The organism is Halobacillus sp. BBL2006, from assembly GCF_000786645.1.
Lineage (GTDB): Bacteria > Bacillota > Bacilli > Bacillales > Halobacillaceae > Halobacillus.
The window spans coordinates 1-2995 of sequence record NZ_JRNX01000876.1 but is presented as its reverse complement, the minus strand read 5'-3'; the positions used below and the strand labels follow the sequence as shown (position 1 = coordinate 2995).

Here is a 2995-nt window from a genome sequence, read left to right as displayed (position 1 = left end):
AGTTATGGAAAATCAATACATAAAAAATCGAGGTTTAGTGTTAGCTTCGATCATGCTTGCCATGTTTTTAGCAGCCATTGAAGCAACTATTGTATCTACGGCGATGCCAAGCATCGTATCAGACTTAGGAGGATTCAGTCTTTACAGTTGGGTCTTTTCTGCCTATTTGCTGACGAATGCTGCGACAGTTTTACTATTTGGGCGGCTATCTGATATATTCGGCCGAAAACCAGTTTTTCTTATAGGAATTGGTTTGTTTCTGTTTGGGGCTGCTTTATCAGCGCTGGCACCATCCATGTCAGTATTGATCGTCGCACGATTAATTCAAGGACTTGGAGCAGGAGCACTCATGCCAATTGCGACCACGATTGTTGGAGATATTTATACAAAGGAAGAGAGAGCGAAAATACAAGGTTATCTCGCCAGTGTATGGGGGATTTCTGCAGTTACAGGACCAGCGCTTGGGGGTTTTTTCGTCGATGTGTTGAGCTGGCATTACGTATTTTGGATGAATATACCATTAGGGTTACTGGCCATATTCGGTATCATTTTCTTCTTTAAAGAAAACATCTCTAAGGAAAAGCGCTCCGTTGACATAGCAGGTGCTGTTTATGTGGTGCTGACGGTCAGTTCACTCATGATCATTCTGGTAGAAGGTGGTGTCCGAATACCATGGAAATCACTGTCGATGTTAGCTTTAAGTAGCACGGCATTCCTTGGCTTAATCCTATTTGTTTTTCAAGAACGTCATGCTAGAGAGCCAATGATGCCTTTTCATATATGGTCTATACGCTCCATTCGCTATGCAAATCTTACTTCCTTGACTACGGGGATGATTCTGATAGGAGTTTCCAGTTATCTGCCGGCTTTTGTACAAGGTGTCATGGAGCAGTCGGCAACGGTTGCCGGATTTACTTTAACGACGATGTCCATCGGATGGCCGATTGCATCGACTCTAGCTGGCCATCTTTTGTTGAAAATCGGTTTCCGTCCTACATCGATGCTCGGAGGTCTTTCGCTTATCATAGGTGGAGTACTCTTTTCCATGTTAAGCCCAGAAAAAGGGCCTTGGTTCGCGGCGTCTGGATCCTTGTTCATCGGGATTGGTATGGGACTTTCCTCAACCTCCTTCATTGTTTCCATTCAGAACAGTGTAGGATGGAAAACCCGCGGGATTGCGACGGCGACAAATATGTTTATGCGGACGATTGGAAGTGCTGTAGGGGCAGCGCTTCTAGGGGGAATCCTAAATGGTCGTATCCATGCCGCCATTGAATCTTCTAGTCTGCCAGATTCCTATACGGTCGATTCTACAAACGAACTCCTTCGTGAATCGGATAGAGAGGCCCTGGGAACTAAAGCTCTTGAAATCTTACAAAATGCTTTGGCAAGTGGTTTACATATGGTATACATCGGTTTGCTCGTCTTAGCGGTCATCAGTTTTTTATTAATTTTAAAATTACCTAAACAAGAAGATTGAAAATAGTCTTAATCCTTTGATAAAGTAAAGGGTGAAAGATTTTTATCAGTACATAAGGAGGACGTTGCAATGAAACAAATGAATGCGAATGAAATTATTTCTTTCATTTCAAATAGTGAAAAATCCACACCAGTGAAAGTTTATGTCAAAGGAGAAAAACTTAATGACATTGACTTCGGTGAAGGTGTCCAGGATTTCATCAGTGGAAAATCTGGTGTATTGTTCGGAGAGTGGAAAGTGATTCAGCCTCTCTTAGAAGCAAACGCTGATCAAATAGAGGACTATGTCTTAGAAAACGATCGCAGAAATTCCGCAATTCCTCTGCTTGATCTGAAAAAAGTCAATGCTCGCATTGAGCCAGGTGCGATTATCCGTGACCAGGTTGAAATCGGGGATGGTGCCGTTATCATGCTTGGTGCTATAATTAACATCGGATCCGTTGTCGGAGAAGGTACGATGATTGATATGAACGTCGTGCTAGGTGGTCGTGCAACGGTTGGTAAAAATTGTCACATTGGTGCTGGAGCTGTTCTTGCTGGTGTGATTGAACCGCCTTCAGCGAAACCGGTCGTAATCGAGGATGGCGTGGTCATCGGAGCGAATGCAGTTGTGTTAGAAGGCGTAACTGTTGGTGAAGGTGCTGTAGTTGCCGCTGGTGCCATTGTAACCGCAAATGTCCCACCGAATACGCTAGTAGCTGGTACTCCAGCGAAAGTTATCAAAGAAATTGATGACCAGACGAAATCAAAAACTGAAATCAAACAAGAGCTTCGTAAACTAGATAATTAAACAACAAGGCCTTGCTCATGAAGCAAGGCCTTTCTTCTAAGGAGAGAGACAGATGAGAGCTGAAGAATTGATTCAGATTCGAAGAGAACTCCACCGTATCCCGGAACTAGGGTTTCAGGAATTTAAAACTCAGCGGTATTTATTAAATTACATTGAACAATTGCCTCAAACGAATTTGACTGTGGAGACATGGGAAACAGGTATTTTTGTGCGGGTGGAAGGAACAAAAGGGGAAAAAACGATAGGATATCGCGCAGATATCGACGGCTTACCTCTTACGGAAGAAACGGGCTACGCGTTTACTTCCGATCATAAAGGCCAGATGCATGCATGTGGACATGACTTTCATATGACCATTGCTTTAGGGGCGCTTACAAGGTTAGCTGAAAGGCCGTCTGAGCACCATGCTGTGTTCTTGTTCCAACCGGCTGAGGAAGGTCCGGGAGGTGCTGAACCGATGCTGAAGTCTGAAGAGATGAAAAAGTTTAAACCAGACACCATTTTTGCTTTGCATATTGCCCCTGACTTACCAGTAGGAACCGTATCTACAAAGCCTGGACTGTTGTTTGCCAATACGAGTGAACTATTCATCGACTTTTATGGAAAAGGAGGGCATGCGGCCTTTCCTCATCTCACACATGATATGGTGCTCGCTGCAAGTTCATTTGTCTCCCACTTGCAGCAAATTGTTGCTCGGAGAGTTGACCCACTTGATAGTGCGGTTAT

At 43.9% G+C, this 2995-nt stretch carries 3 protein-coding genes; all 3 read left to right on the top strand.

What is annotated here, in order from left to right:
* The first annotated feature begins 4 nt into the window (after positions 1 to 4).
* Complete coding sequence (locus LD39_RS20690) at positions 5 to 1480, top strand: MDR family MFS transporter (RefSeq protein WP_035553210.1); 1476 nt, start codon at positions 5 to 7, stop codon at positions 1478 to 1480.
* Between the two features lie 69 nt (positions 1481 to 1549).
* A complete protein-coding gene (dapD, locus tag LD39_RS20685) occupies positions 1550 to 2269 on the top strand; it encodes a 2,3,4,5-tetrahydropyridine-2,6-dicarboxylate N-acetyltransferase (RefSeq protein ID WP_035553207.1) in 720 nt (239 codons plus the stop codon).
* Positions 2270 to 2321: 52 nt separating this feature from the next.
* A partial coding sequence (locus LD39_RS20680; RefSeq protein WP_035553213.1) for an amidohydrolase occupies positions 2322 to 2995 on the top strand: 674 nt, incomplete at its 3' end.